12 protein-coding genes and 3 pseudogenes are annotated in these 17,449 nt (G+C 57.5%); 8 read left to right on the forward strand and 7 right to left on the reverse strand.

Annotated elements, in window-relative coordinates:
* Positions 1 to 109: 109 nt before the first annotated feature.
* Positions 110 to 1,243 (forward strand): ATP-binding protein, encoded by a 1,134-nt coding sequence (locus ACLI1T_RS02720; protein WP_411702969.1) that lies wholly within the window; start codon positions 110 to 112, stop codon positions 1,241 to 1,243.
* A gap of 30 nt (positions 1,244 to 1,273) precedes the next feature.
* On the opposite strand, the gene ACLI1T_RS02725 is transcribed toward ACLI1T_RS02720, so the two are convergent.
* The 4 genes from ACLI1T_RS02725 to ACLI1T_RS02740 all read right to left on the reverse strand — a co-directional run bounded on the left by ACLI1T_RS02725 (position 1,274) and on the right by ACLI1T_RS02740 (position 7,493).
* Positions 1,274 to 3,061: an acetyl/propionyl/methylcrotonyl-CoA carboxylase subunit alpha gene (locus tag ACLI1T_RS02725; protein WP_411702970.1), complete on the reverse strand. Its 1,788-nt coding sequence runs from the start codon at positions 3,059 to 3,061 to the stop codon at positions 1,274 to 1,276.
* The gene (locus ACLI1T_RS02730; RefSeq protein WP_411702971.1) at positions 3,051 to 4,640 is read right to left on the reverse strand and encodes a 5-oxoprolinase/urea amidolyase family protein; all 1,590 of its coding nucleotides are present in this window, start codon (positions 4,638 to 4,640) and stop codon (positions 3,051 to 3,053) included. Before ACLI1T_RS02730 ends, ACLI1T_RS02725 begins: the two co-directional genes overlap by 11 nt.
* Positions 4,640 to 5,401 (reverse strand): LamB/YcsF family protein, encoded by a 762-nt coding sequence (locus tag ACLI1T_RS02735; RefSeq protein ID WP_411702972.1) that lies wholly within the window; start codon positions 5,399 to 5,401, stop codon positions 4,640 to 4,642. The genes ACLI1T_RS02730 and ACLI1T_RS02735 overlap by 1 nt, the downstream gene beginning before the upstream one ends.
* A gap of 145 nt (positions 5,402 to 5,546) precedes the next feature.
* Complete coding sequence (locus ACLI1T_RS02740; protein ID WP_411702973.1) at positions 5,547 to 7,493, reverse strand: fructose-specific PTS transporter subunit EIIC; 1,947 nt, start codon at positions 7,491 to 7,493, stop codon at positions 5,547 to 5,549.
* A gap of 324 nt (positions 7,494 to 7,817) precedes the next feature.
* Between ACLI1T_RS02740 and ACLI1T_RS02745 the strand changes: the two genes are divergently transcribed.
* Positions 7,818 to 8,327: a 2'-5' RNA ligase family protein gene (locus ACLI1T_RS02745; protein WP_411702974.1), complete on the forward strand. Its 510-nt coding sequence runs from the start codon at positions 7,818 to 7,820 to the stop codon at positions 8,325 to 8,327.
* 28 nt (positions 8,328 to 8,355) lie between these two features.
* On the opposite strand, the gene ACLI1T_RS02750 is transcribed toward ACLI1T_RS02745, so the two are convergent.
* On the reverse strand, positions 8,356 to 8,772 hold the full coding sequence (locus tag ACLI1T_RS02750; RefSeq protein WP_023025495.1) for a hypothetical protein: 417 nt from the start codon (positions 8,770 to 8,772) through the stop codon (positions 8,356 to 8,358).
* Positions 8,773 to 8,817: 45 nt separating this feature from the next.
* Positions 8,818 to 10,020 carry an amidase gene (locus ACLI1T_RS02755; RefSeq protein ID WP_411702975.1) on the reverse strand — a complete coding sequence of 401 codons (1,203 nt, stop codon included), beginning with the start codon at positions 10,018 to 10,020 and terminating at the stop codon, positions 8,818 to 8,820.
* Between the two features lie 149 nt (positions 10,021 to 10,169).
* Here ACLI1T_RS02755 and ACLI1T_RS02760 point away from each other — a divergent pair, with 149 nt between their 5' ends.
* Positions 10,170 to 11,111: a nucleoside hydrolase gene (locus ACLI1T_RS02760; protein ID WP_411702976.1), complete on the forward strand. Its 942-nt coding sequence runs from the start codon at positions 10,170 to 10,172 to the stop codon at positions 11,109 to 11,111.
* A 93-nt stretch (positions 11,112 to 11,204) separates the two neighbouring features.
* On the opposite strand, the gene ACLI1T_RS02765 is transcribed toward ACLI1T_RS02760, so the two are convergent.
* Positions 11,205 to 13,634: a DUF262 domain-containing protein gene (locus tag ACLI1T_RS02765; RefSeq protein ID WP_023025501.1), complete on the reverse strand. Its 2,430-nt coding sequence runs from the start codon at positions 13,632 to 13,634 to the stop codon at positions 11,205 to 11,207.
* A 690-nt stretch (positions 13,635 to 14,324) separates the two neighbouring features.
* Here ACLI1T_RS02765 and ACLI1T_RS02770 point away from each other — a divergent pair.
* From ACLI1T_RS02770 to ACLI1T_RS02790, 5 genes and pseudogenes are all read left to right on the forward strand, one after another.
* Positions 14,325 to 14,462: pseudogene (locus ACLI1T_RS02770) on the forward strand (IS256 family transposase); the annotation flags it as partial.
* A 25-nt stretch (positions 14,463 to 14,487) separates the two neighbouring features.
* Positions 14,488 to 14,824, forward strand: a pseudogene (locus ACLI1T_RS02775) (transposase).
* Between the two features lie 3 nt (positions 14,825 to 14,827).
* Positions 14,828 to 15,748: an IS3 family transposase gene (locus ACLI1T_RS02780; RefSeq protein ID WP_411702645.1), complete on the forward strand. Its 921-nt coding sequence runs from the start codon at positions 14,828 to 14,830 to the stop codon at positions 15,746 to 15,748.
* A 22-nt stretch (positions 15,749 to 15,770) separates the two neighbouring features.
* Positions 15,771 to 16,173: pseudogene (locus tag ACLI1T_RS02785) on the forward strand (transposase); the annotation flags it as partial.
* 72 nt (positions 16,174 to 16,245) lie between these two features.
* A protein-coding gene (locus ACLI1T_RS02790) for an IS3 family transposase (RefSeq protein WP_411702277.1) occupies positions 16,246 to 17,438 on the forward strand; the annotation gives its coding sequence in 2 pieces (ribosomal slippage) (positions 16,246 to 16,525 and positions 16,525 to 17,438; 1,194 coding nt in all).
* Positions 17,439 to 17,449: the final 11 nt, after the last annotated feature.

Below are 17,449 nucleotides of genomic sequence, written 5' to 3' on the forward strand. Positions count from 1 at the left end.
GCCATTCCGTATGACTTAAAGATCTAAAAGTTCTAAAGAGGCGGCGAAGTTCTAAAGGATCTAAACTAAAGTCATAGTTCTAAAGGATCTAAATGGAAGGTCTGTCAGAGTGATTCCGGATAAGAATCCTTTTCGCCCCAGTTTCGGCGCGTCGCCGGTGCAGTTGGCCGGGCGCGAATTTGAAATCAGCTCGTTTAACTATGGGCTGGTGGGCGGTGTGGGCAGCATGCAGCGCGCCTTGCTAGTCAGCGGTACGCGCGGGGTGGGAAAAACGGTACTTCTCAATGAGTTTGAAGAATCCGCGCGCCGCCTTGGGTGGGTAGTTATCCGCGCCTATGCGGATGCCCAGATGGTGACGCAGTTGCGCGATTCCACGATTCCGGAAGCCATCGAGGAGCTGGACTATACGGAGACTCCTGGCCGCAAGATCACGGGATTCTCGGTGGCGGGCGTGGGATCTGTGACGACGCAATTGCCCCACAACCAGGCCCAGCCCAGCCTGGTCTCGCGGCTGCGCAGCCTCCTGAAGTCCGCGCGTGCCCATGATGCGGGCGTCTTGTTGACGGTTGATGAGGTGCAAGCGGCCAGCGTGGATGAGCTTGCACAGCTCGCAACCGCCATCCAGGATCTCATTCGCGACGAATACGATATCGCCTTCGCCGCCGCGGGATTGACGTTTGGGGTAGAAGAGCTATTGGAGCATGAGGGCACCACCTTTTTGCGTCGCGCTCAAAGGCTGGATTTGGGGCTGCTTGATGATGCCACCGTGGCCGAATCTCTGCAGAGCACCGCTACCGCGGCTGGTCGCGGTTTTAGTGAGCGCGCTTTAAAAGACGCGACCGCATTGGTGCAGGGGTATCCGTACTTATTGCAGCTGGTCGGCGCTTTGGCGTGGACCCGTGCGGTACTCGATGGGGCGGATGCCATCGAGGAGCGTCACGTGTCTTCCATTGCGCGCGAGATTCCAGCGCATATGGGCAACCAGGTGCACAGGATTGCGTTGAAGAATGTTCCTGACGCCCAGCGCGCTTTTCTCAACGCCATGGCGGAGCTGGAAACCGAACACGGGGCTGATATTCCCACCGGTGCCATCGCGGCGCACCTGGGCAAGACTCCCAATGCCATTTCCATGGCCCGCAAGCTGCTATTAGAGCGCGATCTCATCGCTAGCCGCCGCTATGGAACCGTGCGTTTCCTCTTGCCCTACCTTGGCGAGTATTTGCGCGGCCAGGCGCCCAGGTAGGTGCGCGGGCCAACCGGCAGGCAGCACGCGCTAGTCGATGGTCGCAATCACCGTCGCGGAATCCAGGCGGTCGCCCTCTTCAGCAAGGATCTTGATGGTGCCGCCGCGCGGGGCCTTGATGGCAGATTCCATCTTCATGGCCTCGACCGTGGCGATGGAATCTCCTTCGGAGACGCTATCGCCATCGGATACATTCCAGGTCACGAGGTTGGCCTCGAAGGGGGAGGTGACCGCGTTATCGTCGCTGGACTGCGCTCCGGCCGTCGAGGGAGCGGAGGCACCAGAACCATCCGCGCTGCCCGCACCAGCGCCGGCACCGGCGCCTGCGAGGAAGTCCATGGGCACGCCGATATTGACGAGCTTGCCATCGATTTCTACCGCGACCGTCCGGCGCTTGGTATAGATGGCCTCGACCTTGTCTACCTGGTTGGCAGCAGAGGGCCGGTAGTTGTGATCAAGCCAGTCAGTAAAGACTCCGATTTCGCTGGCACCGGCATCGGCCTCAGCGGAAGACGCGGTGCCAATAAGCGCGGGCTCGTCCATCATGTCGCGGTGGAAGGGCAGCACGGTGCGCACGCCGGAGACGTCGAATTCGCGCAGCGCCTGGCGCGAACGGGCGAGGGCTACCTCGCGCGTGGGGCCCCACACGATGAGCTTGGCAATGAGCGAGTCGTAGTACGGCGGGATGATGGAACCCGAGCGGACAGCCGAATCGACGCGGATGCCGGGGCCGGTGGGCGGCTCGAAGGAGACGATGGTGCCGGGGCAGGGGGCAAAGCCGTTGAGGATGTCCTCGGCATTGATGCGGAACTCGAAGGCGTGGCCGGTGGAATCCGGATCCTCAGAGATGGACAGGGGCTCGCCTGCGGCGATGCGGAATTGCTCGGCGATGATATCTGTGCCGGTCACCACCTCGGTTACGGGGTGCTCGACCTGGACGCGGGTATTGACCTCCAAGAAGGAGATGGTGCCGTCCTCGGAAACGATGTATTCCACGGTGCCTGCGCCGGTATAGCCCACGTGGGAACAGATGGAGCGGGCGCCTTCGATGATGCCGTTGCGCTGGGCATCGGAAAGCGCGGGCGCAGGGGCCTCCTCGATGAGCTTTTGGAAGCGGCGCTGGGTGGAGCAATCGCGGGTGCCCAGCACGCGGACGTTGCCGTGGGTATCCGCCAGGACCTGCGCCTCCACGTGGCGCGGGTGCGTCAGGAACTTCTCCACGTAGCACTCGGCGCGGCCGAAGGCCTCCATGGCCTCGCGCCCGGCGGAGTTGAACGCGTCTTCGATCTCATCCATGGAGTCCACGACTTTAAGGCCGCGCCCGCCGCCGCCATAAGCGGCCTTGATGGCAATGGGTAGGCCATGTTCCTCAGCGAAGGCGCGGGCCTCCTGCCAATCATCAATGGGATCGGAGGTGCCCGGAGCCAGGGGCGCGCCGACCTCTTCGGCCACGCGGCGCGCGGCAATCTTATCGCCCAACAGCTCGATGGACTCCGGGGATGGGCCGATCCACACCATGCCGGCATCGGTGACGGTGCGGGCGAAGTCGGCGTTTTCGGAGAGGAAACCGTAGCCCGGGTGGATGGCATCGGCGCCAGCGCGCACGGCGATATCCAGCAGCGCCGGGATATTCATGTAAGTATCGGCGGCGGTATTGCCGGGCAGCGCATAGGCTTCATCGGCAACCTGGGTGTGCAGGGCACCGGCATCGGCCTCGGAATAAATGGCGACGGACTTAATACCCAAGTCGCGGGCTACGCGGGCGATGCGCACGGCGATTTCGCCGCGGTTAGCAATGAGGACGGTTTTAATCTGCATTTTCTTCTCCAGTATTCAAAGTTTGAGGTGTCACGAGGCGAAAGGTCACGCGCGCGCCGGGCGGGAGCTGCGCGGCGATGTCGATATCTTCTTCCAGCACGGTGGCGATGACGGGATAGCCGCCGGTGACGGCGTGGTCGCGCAGGAAGACCACCGGCTTGCCATTCGGCGGGATCTGGATGGAACCGGCCACCATTCCCTCGGAGGGCAGCTCGCCATCCTTGACGCGCTGCACGGTGACATCCCCGTCTTTCGTCCCCAAAAGCCTGAGGCCAACGCGGTTGGAATCAGAGGAGACGACCCATTCGGTATCCAGGAAGGTAGAGATATTATCGCCAAACCAGTCATCGCGCGGGCCCAGCACGCAGCGCAGCGTCGCGCGCGTTTTGCCAGCGGAATCAGCGGATACGCGCAGGGGGTTGACCAATTGCGCATCCGTCATGCCGGTCGAGCGCGGCAGCACACCGATGACATCGCCGGTGGTGACGGGATCGGGGCCGAGGCCAGAAAGGACATCGGTGGCAGAGGACCCGAGCTCGGATTCGGCGATGATGCCGCCGCGAATGGCCACGTAGTTGCGCATACCCACCGTTGCGGCACCGACCGTCACTGTCTGGCCGGCGGTAACGAGCACCGGGCGGGCGAGGTGCACGGGCATCTCACCCAGGCGGACGCGGGCGGTGGCGCCGGTAACGCAGATGACGGTATCGGTCAGCGCGCGCAGCTTAATGCCGCCGATATTTTCTAGCACCGTCGCACCCCGCGGATTGCCCACGGCGACATTCGCGGTTGCCGCGGCGGCGTGGTCGGCGGCACCGGAGGGCGTTACGCCAAGGTCGCCTACGCCGGGGCGGCCAAGGTCTTGAAAAAGCGTGAGCAGGCCGGCATCGAGGACCTCCATGCGGGGCAGGCGGGCCGGCGAGCGCTTGGATTCCGCGCTGCGATCCACCAAGTCCGGCAGCTCGTCCACGGCGCGGTAGCGCACCCGGTCACCGGGCTGCACCAGCGCGGGTGGGTTCGCGTGCGAATCCCACATCGGGGTATTGGTGGTGCCGAGCAGCTGCCATCCACCTGGCGAAACGCGCGGGTAGACCGCGGAGAACTCGCCCGCGATGCCTACGGCGCCAGCCGGAACGGCGGTGCGCGGATCGGAGCGGCGGGGAACGGCCTTGGCCTGGGCAGGATCGGAGGGCGCGCAGTAGGTAAAGCCGGGGGCAAAGCCGCCAAAGGCGGCGGTCCACTCGGTAGAGGTATGCCAGTCAATCAAGGCCTCGCGCGACATGCCGAGGAGATCGGCGGCGGCGTCGACATCCTCGCCATCGTAAAGCACGTCGATGTCTACCGTGCGCGCCTCTTTGGCGGTAGCAGCGGCAGGGGAGAAGCCCGTCAGGAACTCTGCGGCCGCGCGGGCGGAATTCGGCGCCTCAAAGGTAATGAGCAATGTGGTGGCGGCGGCAATGCAATCCACTTGGTTCTTGAGCGGTTTAGCGGACAGCGCCGCATGCCACGCCATGACCTGCTCGAGCCCGTCTAAAGCAATGAGCAGGGCGCGGGTGCCAACGAAGTGAATATGCGGCATTAGATAAAGCTCCGAATGTCGATTCCTTCCGCGCTGAGGCAATCGACCACACCGCGCAGCAATTTCACGGAGCCCGGTGAATCACCGTGGGTGCACACGGATTGGGCATCGACATCGAGCGTGGTGCCGTCGATGGCGGTAATGGATCCGGTTTGGGCGACTTCTAGCACGCGCTTGACGACATCCCCTTCATCCCCCAATACCGCATTGTCCTGCTTGCGTGAGACCAGCGTGCCATCGGGGTTGTAGTTGCGATCCGCGAAGGCCTCGCGGATGACGGTGAGGCCTTGCGATTCTGCAATATCGACTGCGCGGCCGCCCGGCAGCAGCATTACGGGTAGGTCACCGAAGGCCTTAATGCCCGCGATGACACCCTTGGCCTGTGCCTCGTCCTTGACGATGGTGTTGTACATCGCGCCGTGCGGCTTCACATAAGACACCCGCGTGCCATTGGCGCGCGCCAGCGCATCGAGCGCACCGATTTGGTAGGTGACCTCGTCCGCGAGCTCCGCTGCGTTGTAGTCGATGAAGCGGCGGCCAAAACCGGCCGGATCGTTATAACCCACGTGTGCTCCGACCGTTACTCCCGCACACGCCGCGGATTTAAGGGTCTGCGCAATGGAGTGCGGATCACCGGCGTGGAAGCCGGTGGCGACATTGGCGGAGGAGACCATCTCCAGCATCGCGGCATCATCGGCTACCGGGTTGCCGGCGGTGGTTTCACCCAAGTCCGCGTTGAGATCAATGTGGAGCGAAGCCATTCAACACCATCCTTAATTGTTGAACAATGAGTGTGGTTCCAAGTGTAACCCGTGCCACTGCCATTTGTGAAGGCGGTTACTTTTTGGGCGGAGTGGTGTCGGTGGAACAGCTCCTCTCAGGGGCGGCCGAGGGCAGGGCAGAGGACTAAGACTCCACGGCGGCTTGCGGTTCGACCTGGAGGACAGAGGAGATGATCCCTTTTGCCTCTTCGCGGGAGCTGGCCGCGTGCAGCTGGGTGCGAAAATCTTCCCTCATGATGGCGCGGGCGAGGGTGGACAGTAGCTTTAAGTGCTGCTTTCCGGCGTCATCGGGAACGGCGATGAGAAACGCTAAGGTCGTGGGCTCTTCGCGGCTTCCCCAGGTGACACCGCCCTCGGGAAGCCGGGCGAAGGCCAGAGTTGGTGCGGAAACGCCAGCGGAGCGAGCGTGCGGGATGGCCACGCCGTGGCCCACGCCGGTGGAGTGTTGGGCCTCGCGGGCAAGGGCGGCATCGGCAACCGCGGCGGCGTCGTTAATGCGGCCATCGGCGGCGGCGAGGGAAATGAGCGACTTGATGACGTCCTTTGGATCGGAACCGAGCGGTTTATCGAGGCTGATGGTGGAGGCATCGAGAAGCGGGAGCGCGGTGGACTCCGCCGTGGCCTCGTCCGATTCCGGGGAGCGTTGCGTCAGGCGAATGAGCAGGAGCATGAGCGCGGCACACACGGCAACGCCGCAGAGCATAGACAGGAAGAACCACGCCACCTGATCCACCGCGCCGAGGATGGCGACGATGGGGCCGCCGTGCATGACATGGTCTTGGACGCCAAACGCGCCCGCCATGGCACCGGCGACGGCGCCGCCCACCACGTTGGCCGGGATGACCTGCAGGGGGCGCGCCGCGGCTAGGGGAATGGCGCCTTCGGTGATGCCGAAAAATCCCATAAATAGTGCGGCGATACCGGAGTCCTTTTCCGCCTTATTGAACCAACCCCGGCGCAGGAGGGTAACCACGCCCACGGCGAGCGGCGGGACCGCAATCGCGGCGGCGGCCATACCCATCGGAGCAGCATTTCCCGCCGCGATCATGCCGCCGCCAAACAGGAAGGCAGTCTTATTGAACGGCCCGCCCATATCGAAAGCGATCATCGCGCCGATGATTAGACCCAGCACAATCGCGGACGAGCCCTGTAGCCCGCCGAGGTATTCGGTCATGGCCTCGAAAGCGCTGGCAATCGGGGCGCCGATGAAATAGATGAAGGCCAAGCCCACTATCAGCGTGGTGAAAATCGGGATGACGATAATCGGCCAAATCGGCGCGACGAATTTGTGCACCGGAATCTTCTTGATCGCAAGTGCCACGTAGCCGGAGAGAATACCGGTGACGATACCGCCCAAGAATCCGGCTCCGGCCTCGGACCCATACAGCGAGCCGGTTGTGGCGATGAGCCCGGTGATAAGGCCCGGTGCCAACCCTGGCCTATCCGCGATGCCAACGGCAATGTAGCCAGACAAGACCGGCACCATCAGCGAAAATGCCAGGCCGCCGAGCTCATTGAGCGTATTCCAGAAGCTATCTTCAGGAATCGACAGCCCCTCCGGCGTGGGCGTGCCACCCAAGGACAGCGCCACGGCGATGAGCAATCCGCCGGTAACCACGAAGGGAATCATGTGGGAAACACCATTCATGAGCGCCTTGTACATGGTTTGCCCAATACCGCGCAGCCCCGCATCCTCCGCGGCGTCCTCCGCCTCGCTTTCCGATGCCCCCTTATCCTCACCCTTCCACGCTGTCGCCTCCAAGGACTTGGTCAACAGCTGCTCGGGGTGTTTGATGGCCTCGTCCACGCCGGTGGCCACCAAGCGCTTGCCGTGGAATCGGTCCTTTGTGATGACGGTATCGGCACCGATGACAACGGCATCGGCTTCCTCGATGTCTTGTGTACTGAAGCTGCCTTCCACACCGATGGAACCGTGCGTTTCAATCTTGATGCGGTAGCCCAGCTTTTTGGCGGCGGCCTCTAAGTTCTCGGCGGCCATATAAGTATGGGCGATACCCGTTGGGCACGCCGTGATGGCGAGAATGAAAGGCGAAGAATCTGATGTGCTCATACTCTAATTAAAGGCACCCGGTTAAACGAGCACAAGAGAATTGGAAGGTTCTTTGCGCAGGGTCCGTTGTAAGGCTCCTATGCACAACCTCCTCTGTTCAGCGTCCGATGTGCAACGTCCTCTGCGTCAATTGAAGGGGCGATGCGATTTTTGAAGGGCGAGTTTGCTCAAACTGTGCATAGGACCTATAGCATCGCGGAGATCGCACAAGCGTTGACCGGCGGTACCCTAGAACCAGAGCTAGAAGTAGAAACAGAACCGAAACCGCCCGCACTTGGGGAGCACGAATGAATCGTGCCCACTTGAAACGAAGAAAGCCGCATCGTGAGTACAGCATCGCCGGATAATATCCTGCTCTACCTGCCGGAAAAGCAGGAAGAGCAGATTCGGGAGATCTTTGCCGGCCTGGCCGAGCGCGGATTCCCCGTGCAAAAACAGCGCCCGCATATTACGGTGACCTTCGCACCGGAGATGGAACCCCACGTGGTCGAGCTTGCCGCGGAGCTTTTACCACCGGTTATTCCGGCGACGTTTCGGCGCGTGGGAAACGTCATCTTCGGAACGAAGCGGAAACGAACCGTGGCTTGGTTATTAGAGACCAGCGATGAACTCGAAATAGCAGCGCGGAAGATTAGCGCCGCCAATCCCGAGGGCCGCGGACCGCGCTGGACGCCGCATCTGACGATGGGTCTGCGCTTACCGCGCGAGGACGTGGGCGACTATTTAACCGCGATGGATGAGCTGACGTCCTCGCACTTTAAGGAACTTAACGCAGTAGAAGCTGCGTATTGGCGCCCGCGCACGCAAGAAAAGACGGTGCTAGCGGGAGGCTAGCCAACGCGAAATAAAGTTTGCAAGACCGTCACATTAAGCTCCTGAGTTCGAACTCGCGGCGGTACGCCGTATTGATGTATTCCCGTGCCGCCATCAGTTGCAGCGTTCCATACTTGGAATTGGACGGATCTACCAAGAGCTCGCACTTTTGCAGAGCTTCATGCTGCGCCACCGTGTCCGCCGTATCCAGGCACATGAGATCAATGCCGTCACCATAGCGGGCGTAAAACGCCGTGGCAACGTCGAACACGTTGGGACGCTCAGCTTTCGCGCGCGAGAAATCGACCGAATAGGCAAGGTCAACATCATTCGCATTGGCGGCATCTACGTGCGCGCTGCCAAAAAGAACCAGCAGGTCAATGCCGGTATCCAAGCAGAATGACTCCAAGGAGCCGTCATCGGCCTCAGCGCGTAACCGCGCGACAAGCTGTGCTGGAGTACTCATAACCAACGCCGTCAGCAGGCAGAGACGCGCAGAATTGCGGTGTGCTTAAAGCAGTGCCTGAATTTCGCGAGCGACGCGCAAGACGGTGAGATCCTGGCCCGGCTTGCCGATGACCTGCACCGCATCACCCACTCCCGTGGTGTCCCTCGTTCGCAGTGGGATAGTGATCGCCGGCCAACCCAATACATTGAAAGGCTCGGTCCAGCGGCGCAGGCTGGCAGCGGAATCCGCAGTTTTCTCTGCAGTGATGTCGTCCCATTTGATGGGGCCGGCGTCGAGGGTGGGGGTGAGGATGATGGGGGAGGCATCGAAAAGCGTGAGTGCTTTCGTGCGCAGTTCCTCTACCCGCTGCGCTGCAGCATCGTAGTTTGCCTGAGAAATATCCTGCCCACCGAGGACGCGCTCCAAGATGACATCCTGGTACTTTTCCCGCTGGTCAAGGTAGGGCTGGTGGACGTCATAAGCCTCCCTGAGGCGCATCAGCGCGTAGAGCTTCGCAGTGGTAGCGATGGTGGATTCGAGCTGGGCGTAATCGAGGTCCTCCACGGCTGCGAAGGTGGAATCCTGCAGCGCAGACAGCAGACCAGCAAAGCGCTCACCTTTGGTCTTCACTGCAGAGACATCGATGGTGGCCACGTTCTTGGCCGGAGCCGGTGCCTTATCCACCGTGGCTAGCAGAGCCTGTTCTATGAGCTCGATGGAGCTGGCGAAGAATCCGATGCAATCGAAGCTCGGCGCGAAGGGGAAGACGCCATCGAGCGGGATCGCGCCGGTGGTGGGCTTGAATCCAAGAACACCCTGGCTGGCGGCCGGGACCCGTACGGAACCGGCGCTATCAGAACCCACCGTGAGATCGAGTGCTCCGCACGCAACCAGGGCCGCCGACCCAGAACTAGAACCACCGCCGCAGACCTGCGGATCGCGCGGATTGATCACGCGCCCATACGCGGAGGCATCGCCCAAGATGCCATAGGAAAACTCCTGGAGATTGGCCTTGGCAACGGGAATCGCGCCAGCATCTATTAGCCGCTGTGCCACCGTGGCATTCTGCGTCGGGACCGGCCCCATATCGACGTTGGTGCCACAGGTCGTAGGCACCCCGGCGATATCCACGATGTCTTTAAAGGCAATGGGTAATCCGCGCAGCGAAGGCGCGGGATCCACGGCGTCTTCATCAAAAGGAATGGTGGAAATCACCGCGTTAAATTCTTGCTGTGCCTGGGTCAGGCGGTCCGAAATTGAAGGCATGGCGGGGCGAATTCCTTTCCATGGCGTTTATACGGTTTACGGGTGTGTTGCTGCTTTCCAAGGGTACAGCTGGTGAGCTCGGAGGAATTGAAGTTGTGCCACACGATGAAACCGTGGCAGCCTGCCGTGACCAAAAGTAGGCTCGAGACATGACGCGAAAAATTATTCTGGATTGCGATCCCGGCCACGATGACGCGGTGGCTTTGCTCCTGGCCATGGGCAACCCCAACATCGATCTGCTGGGCATTACCACCGTCGGCGGCAACCAGACCTTGGACAAGGTCGCCCGCAATGCCCTGGTGGTCAAGGAGATCGCCGGACACCCAGAGATTCCGGTCTACGCCGGCTGCGATCGCCCGCTCGTGCGTCCCGTCGAAGTTGCCGAGGCGATCCACGGTTCCACCGGCATGGATGTTAGAGGCGTCGAGCTTCCGGAGCCTAGCACCGCGCTTGCCGATGCCCACGCCATCGACTTCATCATCGACACCATCATGGCCCACGAACCCGGCACCATTACCTTGGTCCCAACGGGTCCGTTGACCAATATCGCTATGGCCGCGCGCAAAGAACCACGCATCGTAGAGCGCGTCAAAGAGGTAGTGCTTATGGGCGGTGGCTATCACGAAGGCAATTGGTCCCCAGTCGCCGAATTCAATATCAAGATCGATCCTGAGGCAGCGCATATCGTCTTCGAAGAGCCGTGGCCAGTCACGATGGTGGGATTAGATCTGACCCATCAGGCATTGGCCACCGCCGAGGTCGAAGCCGAAATTAAGGCCTTGAATACACCCGTCTCGGACTTTGTTGTCGGCCTCTTCGGTTTCTTCCGTGAGGCGTATCAGCAAAACCAAGGCTTTACGGATCCTCCGGTTCACGATCCGTGCACGGTGGCTTACCTTATCGATCCGAGCGTCGTGCAAACCCGCAAGGCACCCGTCCACGTCGAGCTCGCCGGCGCACTTACCACCGGCATGACCGTGACTGACCTGCGTGAACCCACCGATGACACCTGCCATACCCAGGTCGCTACCAAGCTGGACCATGCGGGATTCTGGCGGTTGGTTACTGACGCGTTGAAGAACTTAGCTTAAAAGTGAGCCACTTAGCCGCGTTATATCCCTTGTATTGCTAATTTCAGGGCATAAGGCGGCTGTATGGTGCTCTGTAAAAATCCTCGTGCGGCTCTATGAAAGCTCACTCAACCGGTGAACGAGTTTTGCGATTGAGCCGTTAATTATTTCCTGGTGGAGATAACTTCCACCAAGCATTTGAGACACTTTGATGTGCTGAGTGAGTACAGCTAGGACTTGGTCGTCGCTCATCTCAGAGATCGCGGTGGACGAAATGAATTCCGTGAGCTCTTTACCGCCAAATAATGCTTGGGGGTCCGTGACACTAAAGTATTCAAAGTCCTTAACGAACTCACTGCGAAGCGACTCGGTATTCTGGGGCGTACCCTTTAGCTCTTGTGCTTCAACCAGTTGATCATAGAACTTAGTGAGCTCTGCATATTTGCCTGAAGTGTCGCTGCTATCTTGGTCACCTGCCTCGTCTGTCCGATCTGTTTTAGATACAGGGAAGGTGAATACAAGATCTTCAGGATCTAAGTCGAGATATTCGAAAAGACTGCGAAGGAACCAGATTTTGGCAGAAGTGTTGTTTCCAACCTGAACATAGAGGCCTTCATCAATCTTCCGAAAGGACCGAGCTTGTTCGGCCGCAGGCTTTTCAGAGCGAAGGAATTTTGAAGTTTCTGCGAAAGAAAGAATTTCGGTCCGGTGTTCGTGAAGTAAATACTTCAAAACCGCCTCGACCATGTCAGCCCATGACTTAGTGGTCTTTCTAAAGTCGCCGAATTCAAACCCGCTAATTTTTCGTCTACTGAATTCTTCGCTTTCACCCATCGGTTCCTTTGGGAGCACTGCTTCTGGTGGGACGAAGCTGGTTGGCTTAGCTTTCCAGAAGGCTAATGCTTTATCGGTAAGGTCCTCGGTTCTCTTTTCAATCTGAGGTAAGGACCAGCGATCGGATTCCCGTAGGAGCTCATTGAGGCGATACGGCGAGCTGTCGAAACCGTTTTCCATGGTTTTCTTGGCCGTAAACGGAGAGTTTGAGTAGGAAGAGTTGTAGCCGGTGACCGTGAGATTGCCAATTCGGTTTAACCATGACTCGTGGATTTCTTCGGCCCTGTCACCGAGCTCCTGGTGCCAAGCATCCGTAAGGGTCTGGGGCATGATGTGCTCGATAGAAATCCTATTTTCAGCCAGTGCAGTGGAGACGTCACGAATATCATTTGAATCACCATTTTCGAGGCAATCGAAAAGGTACTGCCGCCAGTATGCCCGAATATTGTAGAAGTCCTTGGTGGCAAAGGCTTCCTTGAACTCAGCATCGGTGGGGAAACGACCGCTGCCTGAACGCCTATTGAGTTGGTAGATGACGATTGGTGCAAATGCGGTGCCATCAGAGTGAAGCTTGCTGACCTCCGCATACATAGTCGCGAAGATTTTATTGAGTGAGTTGGTGGGAATGCCTGCAACAAACCGGCGGACGATATATGACTCGATGGTGACCAATACTTCGAGGAAGTCATCAGGCGTCGTCTTGGATTCATGGACGTCGCGAAGAAGCGGCATGAGAAACGGTAGAACCACAGCGCCCATAAATTCATTCATGCGCTTAAGCTGCGTGTCCACTTCAGGGTAACCGGTATCGGATTCGCGTATTTCGCGGAAATACGTGGAATAGGCGTATAAATCATCCAAGAGTTCTGACATGTTTGTCTTGCGCTTGGAAGCGAAAGATTTGAATGCCTCATAAACGTCCTGTTCGCGTGGGGTCTTGGTGGTGTAAGTAGTGAGATACCAGCGAATGAAGGAGTCGGTCTGAAAACTGCAGTTTTCTTCAATCGGATTCCAGCGTTCGTTATACAATCTTTCCTGTTGCGTAGAGTCCAAGCCCATGAGGACATAGTTGCGGACTTTGTCAGCTTCTTTAAGTTCCAAACCGGTGGAGTTTAAGCTTTCGAAGATTCGCTGGGGCTCGTCGTATTCCTCCAAGTCCAAGTGCATCACCTCGAGGCGGCAGATCGCTTCCCAAACCTGGTCGGCGTCCAAAGAGGTAGAGCGTAGCTTTTCGCGGAAGAAGCGGTAGTTAGACGTTACATTCGATGAGTTGATGAACTCATTTTCAGGGCCAAATAATTTCTGATAGGCCTTATCGTCGTCTTTTACAGGCTTAAGTTTGAAACGCGGGTTTTCCTTGTTATGGCCGATTCGCAGGTAATCAGAGATAATTTTCTCGGCAAGCGAAGGATCTTCACTCTGGATTTCGTCATCTCGGAGGGCATGAGCGAAAGCCAGCATGAGGATGCTGACGGTGGTAAGCCTCTGTTGGCCATCGATGACAATCCAATTCCAGGAATCTTGGTTCTTCCCGACTACTGCGCCAAAGAAGTGTTTCTTTCGGTCGCTGAGGATTATTTCCTCGAGATCGTCAAAAAGCCGGGCACATTGCTTGTGCTGCCAGTCGTAATTGCGCTGGTATACGGGGATGAGGAGACGGCGATTATTACCATCATAAAGCGTATAGATTTCACGGATGCTGCCGCGCATGGGAGACCTTTCGCGAGAAGGAAATTAGGAGGACAAGGCTATATTAAATGACACCAATAGCGGCCGAAAGTGCCCGGGGAGAGACGAAAGTTGCTAGGGCTACGCATAAAATCAAAAGGGAAGTACCCCAATCCAACGCCTTGGGACCGTAAGTGTGGCGTAGCTATAGCCCGCAGCAGGGGCTATATCGGTTTGTATGAATACAACTTTCGAGGGTGTTTTTTCGAATCAACTCTTGCCCTTCCCCTGTAAGGAAGTACCTCGCAAAGGCCGCCGATTCTAATCGCATTGAGCCGACGGCCTATCTTGAAAAGCCCTCGCCTGATTTGATGCGGCAGATGTTAAAAGATTTCGTTGACCAAATTTTTCCAACCAAGCAAATGCAATCTGCTGCGCGGACTCTGTCACCGTGTCATCCCAGCACACTAATAAGCGCAACGGCTATCGTTACTATCCGGGACATGGCGTCGATACTGTTGTCCCTAAGTTGAGTAGTGGCCCATTCTTTCCTGGGTGGTTTTAGGGCCACACAGTAGAACCTTGTGAGCCCGTTACTACGACAATTGAAACGTGCTACCTCAAAAGCTTTTCTGCTAGGAGCAGGAAAAATCCCGTTGCTACCTTGGGCATCAAGAGAGTGTCTAATGGTTTGTGTGTGGGAACCTAACCCGCATAAGGAGATGAACCAGAATGACTACTATGGCGAGACGAGATCCGGCTGATAAGGCCAAGATTGATGCGATTGAAAAGAAGCTGCTTGCTAACCCAGAAATCGCGAAACTGATTGATGAGCTAGGCACGTCCACCACGGATGCCAACGACCTAGTTTGAAGCGTCCCAGGTTTTGTTCCGTTTGAGTAGATGGGAAAATCTGGAACATGCCAAGAAAATTTGACCAGGATGCAAAGGACCGTGTGGTCCGTCTCGTGGAAGATCGCATCTTGGCGGAAAATATGTCGATGCAAGCTGCGTGCCAGGCAGTAGCTCCAAAGCTGGGGGTTTCATGGCACACGGCTCGTCAATGGACTCAACAGGCCCGCCGTGCAGGAAACACCCCAGAACCTGTACCTGAAGATTTGGCCGCCGAAAACGCGAGGCTACGCCGTGAAAATCAAGAGCTACGCGACACTAATGAGCTGCTGAAGGCCACGTCAGCTTTTTTCGCGTCGGAACTCGACCCAAAACGTTAAGAAATGATCCGGTTCATCGATAAATACCGGAATTATTTCTCTGTCGAGTTCATCTGTAAGACGTTGAAAAATAACCGGGCTGGTGGGTTTATCACCTCGCGTGGTTATCGCCAGTCCAAAGCCCGTGGGTTAAGTGCTCGTCGACTTCGTGACGGCGTGCTGGTTGAACGCATTAGTGCTGTTCATAGAGATAATTATGGTGTCTACGGTGTGCGGAAAATGTGGCATGCGCTTCGCCGTGAAGGAATCGATATCGGGCGTGAACAAACCGCCCGACTGATGCGCCTGGCTGGCGTTTCTGGCAAAGGCAAAGGCGGATCACCGATTACAACCCGAAAAGCTAACGTGCCTGATTTGCGCCCGGACTTGGTCGAGCGTGAATTCAAAGCCCGGGGCCCGAACAAGCTGTGGGTGGCCGACATTACCTATGTACGGACACGAAAAGGATTCGTCTACACCGCGTTTGTCACCGACGTCTACTCCCGGCGGATCGTCGGATGGGCGCTGTCAGATTCGATGCGGACCGAAGCTTTGCCGCTGCAAGCTCTCAACCAAGCGATTGTGAGCGCGAGGGAAACAACAGGTCTCATTCATCATTCGGATCACGGATCGCAGTACGTCAGCGTTGTCTACAACGAGCGACTTACCCAGCACGGCATTACAGCTTCCACCGGCACTGTTGGTGACTCCTATGATAATGCTCTGGCTGAAAATGTTAACGGCTCCTACAAGAACGAGCTAGTCCATACCCGCAGGTGGGATGACGTTGTAGAGGTAGAAATCGCGACGTTCGAGTGGGTGTCATGGTGGAACGAGGTAAGGCTCCACCAAAGCCTGGGATACCGAACCCCAGCCGAGGTGGAATCCGAATTTTGGAAGAAGACCCCGCAACAGGCAATAATGGAAAACAAGGCAAATGCCTAGGAACAAAACCCGGGGCACTTCAGTTCGGGGCATGTTGCAAGCCTCAATTACCCGGGGTTTGAATGCTGAAATGGATGCCCACCTAGGCTATGAGCCCGGCGATAGAGCAGCTAAAGCTACTGCTGAAACAGACAATCACCGCAACGGCACCTACCCGAAAACCGTGGATTCTAACTACGGGCCAGTAAACATTGATGTTCCACGAGACCGGGCCGGGACGTTTATCCCAACCATGGCCCCTCAAAGGCTCTAGGCGGCTAACAGATGTTGACGATATGATTGTCAGCTTATATGCCGGCGGAATGACCATCCGGGATATCCAGCACCATATGGCAACTGCGATGCGGGTTGATATCTCCCATGAGACGATTTCGGCGGTTACAGACGCAGTCTTGGATGAGGTCATGATCTGGCAAAACCGCCAGGGACCTGACCCCCATTCGGTGGACACCTGATATCCAGCCCAGTCGAGCTGGGAAGAAAGGTAATCTACCACCATGTCCAGGTACTCCGAACAGTTCAAACGCGATGCCGTAGCCCTCTATGAGAACAACGAGGATCTCTCGCTGAACTCAGCATCAGCTGAGCTCGGTATCAACCGTGCCTCGCTACATTCTTGGGTCAAAAAGTACGGCACTGGCAAACGTGCCCGCACGAAGGCCGTGCACGATCAAGCCCAAGCGGCGAATGATTCTGCGCGAATCCGTCAGCTGGAAAAAGAAGTCTCTAAGCTGCGCGAAGAACGCGATATTCTGCGTAAGGCCGCGAAATATTTTGCCGAAGAGACTCACTGGTGATCCGCTTCCAGTTTGTCGATGACCACCGAACCGAGTACTCGGTCAAGCGGATGTGCCACGTGTTAAAGCTCAATCGCTCCTCGTTCTACAAATGGGTCAAAACCCGCGAAAAACGCAGGTTAAAGATGTATTCTGATGCCGTTATTGGTGCAAGGATCACAGCCATCTTTGATGATGAGCATGGTCTTTATGGGGCTAAACGCATCGCTGCAAGCCTTAAGGAGGACACGACGTATACCCCGATCAATCACAAGAAAGTTGCACGCATCATGAAATCCATGGGGCTAAAAGGCTTTACTAAACGGCGTCGATGCATTACTACCAGGCGTAAGCCTGGTCACCGTGTCATGCCAGATCTAGTAGGCCGCAAGTTCACAGCTGACGAGCCAAATCGTGTGTATGTCGGTGACATTACTTACCTGCCGTGTAGGGGAGGCAAAAACATGTACCTTGCCACAGTCATTGACACGTATTCACGCAAACTTGCAGGTTATGCACTCGCAGACCACATGCGGGTCTCACTAGTTATCGATGCTCTAGCCCACGCACATGGTGTGCGTGGCAGTCTTGACGGGACTATTTTCCATTCCGATCACGGCAGCGTGTACACCTCACAAGCCTTTAGGAACTACTGCTCGTCGTTAGGTGTGCGCCAGTCCATGGGCGCGGTTGGAACGAGTGCCGATAATGCCCTGGCAGAATCCTTTAACGCCACCTTAAAGCGGGAAGTGCTGCGTGATAGGAAACTCTTTGAAAGTCCAATCAGCTGCCGCCAGGAAGTCTTCCGGTGGTGCATGCGCTATAACACGCGCCGGCGGCACTCCTGGTGCAATCTCGTAGCTCCTGATGTCTTTGAAGCCGAGACTTCGGCTATACTGACCAAAGCAGCATAGCTAGCCCTCGA

Source organism: Corynebacterium tuingiense (assembly GCF_046718165.1).
GTDB lineage: Bacteria > Actinomycetota > Actinomycetes > Mycobacteriales > Mycobacteriaceae > Corynebacterium.

Coding starts and splice junctions, on each gene's coding strand:
- ACLI1T_RS02725 (WP_411702970.1), bottom strand. CDS start 3,061: ATGCAGATTAAAACCGTCCTCATTGCTAACCGCGGCGAAATCGCCGTG.
- ACLI1T_RS02730 (WP_411702971.1), bottom strand. CDS start 4,640: ATGCCGCATATTCACTTCGTTGGCACCCGCGCCCTGCTCATTGCTTTA.
- ACLI1T_RS02755 (WP_411702975.1), bottom strand. CDS start 10,020: ATGCCTTCAATTTCGGACCGCCTGACCCAGGCACAGCAAGAATTTAAC.
- ACLI1T_RS02780 (WP_411702645.1), top strand. CDS start 14,828: ATGATCCGGTTCATCGATAAATACCGGAATTATTTCTCTGTCGAGTTC.
- ACLI1T_RS02760 (WP_411702976.1), top strand. CDS start 10,170: ATGACGCGAAAAATTATTCTGGATTGCGATCCCGGCCACGATGACGCG.
- ACLI1T_RS02765 (WP_023025501.1), bottom strand. CDS start 13,634: ATGCGCGGCAGCATCCGTGAAATCTATACGCTTTATGATGGTAATAAT.
- ACLI1T_RS02740 (WP_411702973.1), bottom strand. CDS start 7,493: ATGAGCACATCAGATTCTTCGCCTTTCATTCTCGCCATCACGGCGTGC.
- ACLI1T_RS02735 (WP_411702972.1), bottom strand. CDS start 5,401: ATGGCTTCGCTCCACATTGATCTCAACGCGGACTTGGGTGAAACCACC.
- ACLI1T_RS02750 (WP_023025495.1), bottom strand. CDS start 8,772: ATGAGTACTCCAGCACAGCTTGTCGCGCGGTTACGCGCTGAGGCCGAT.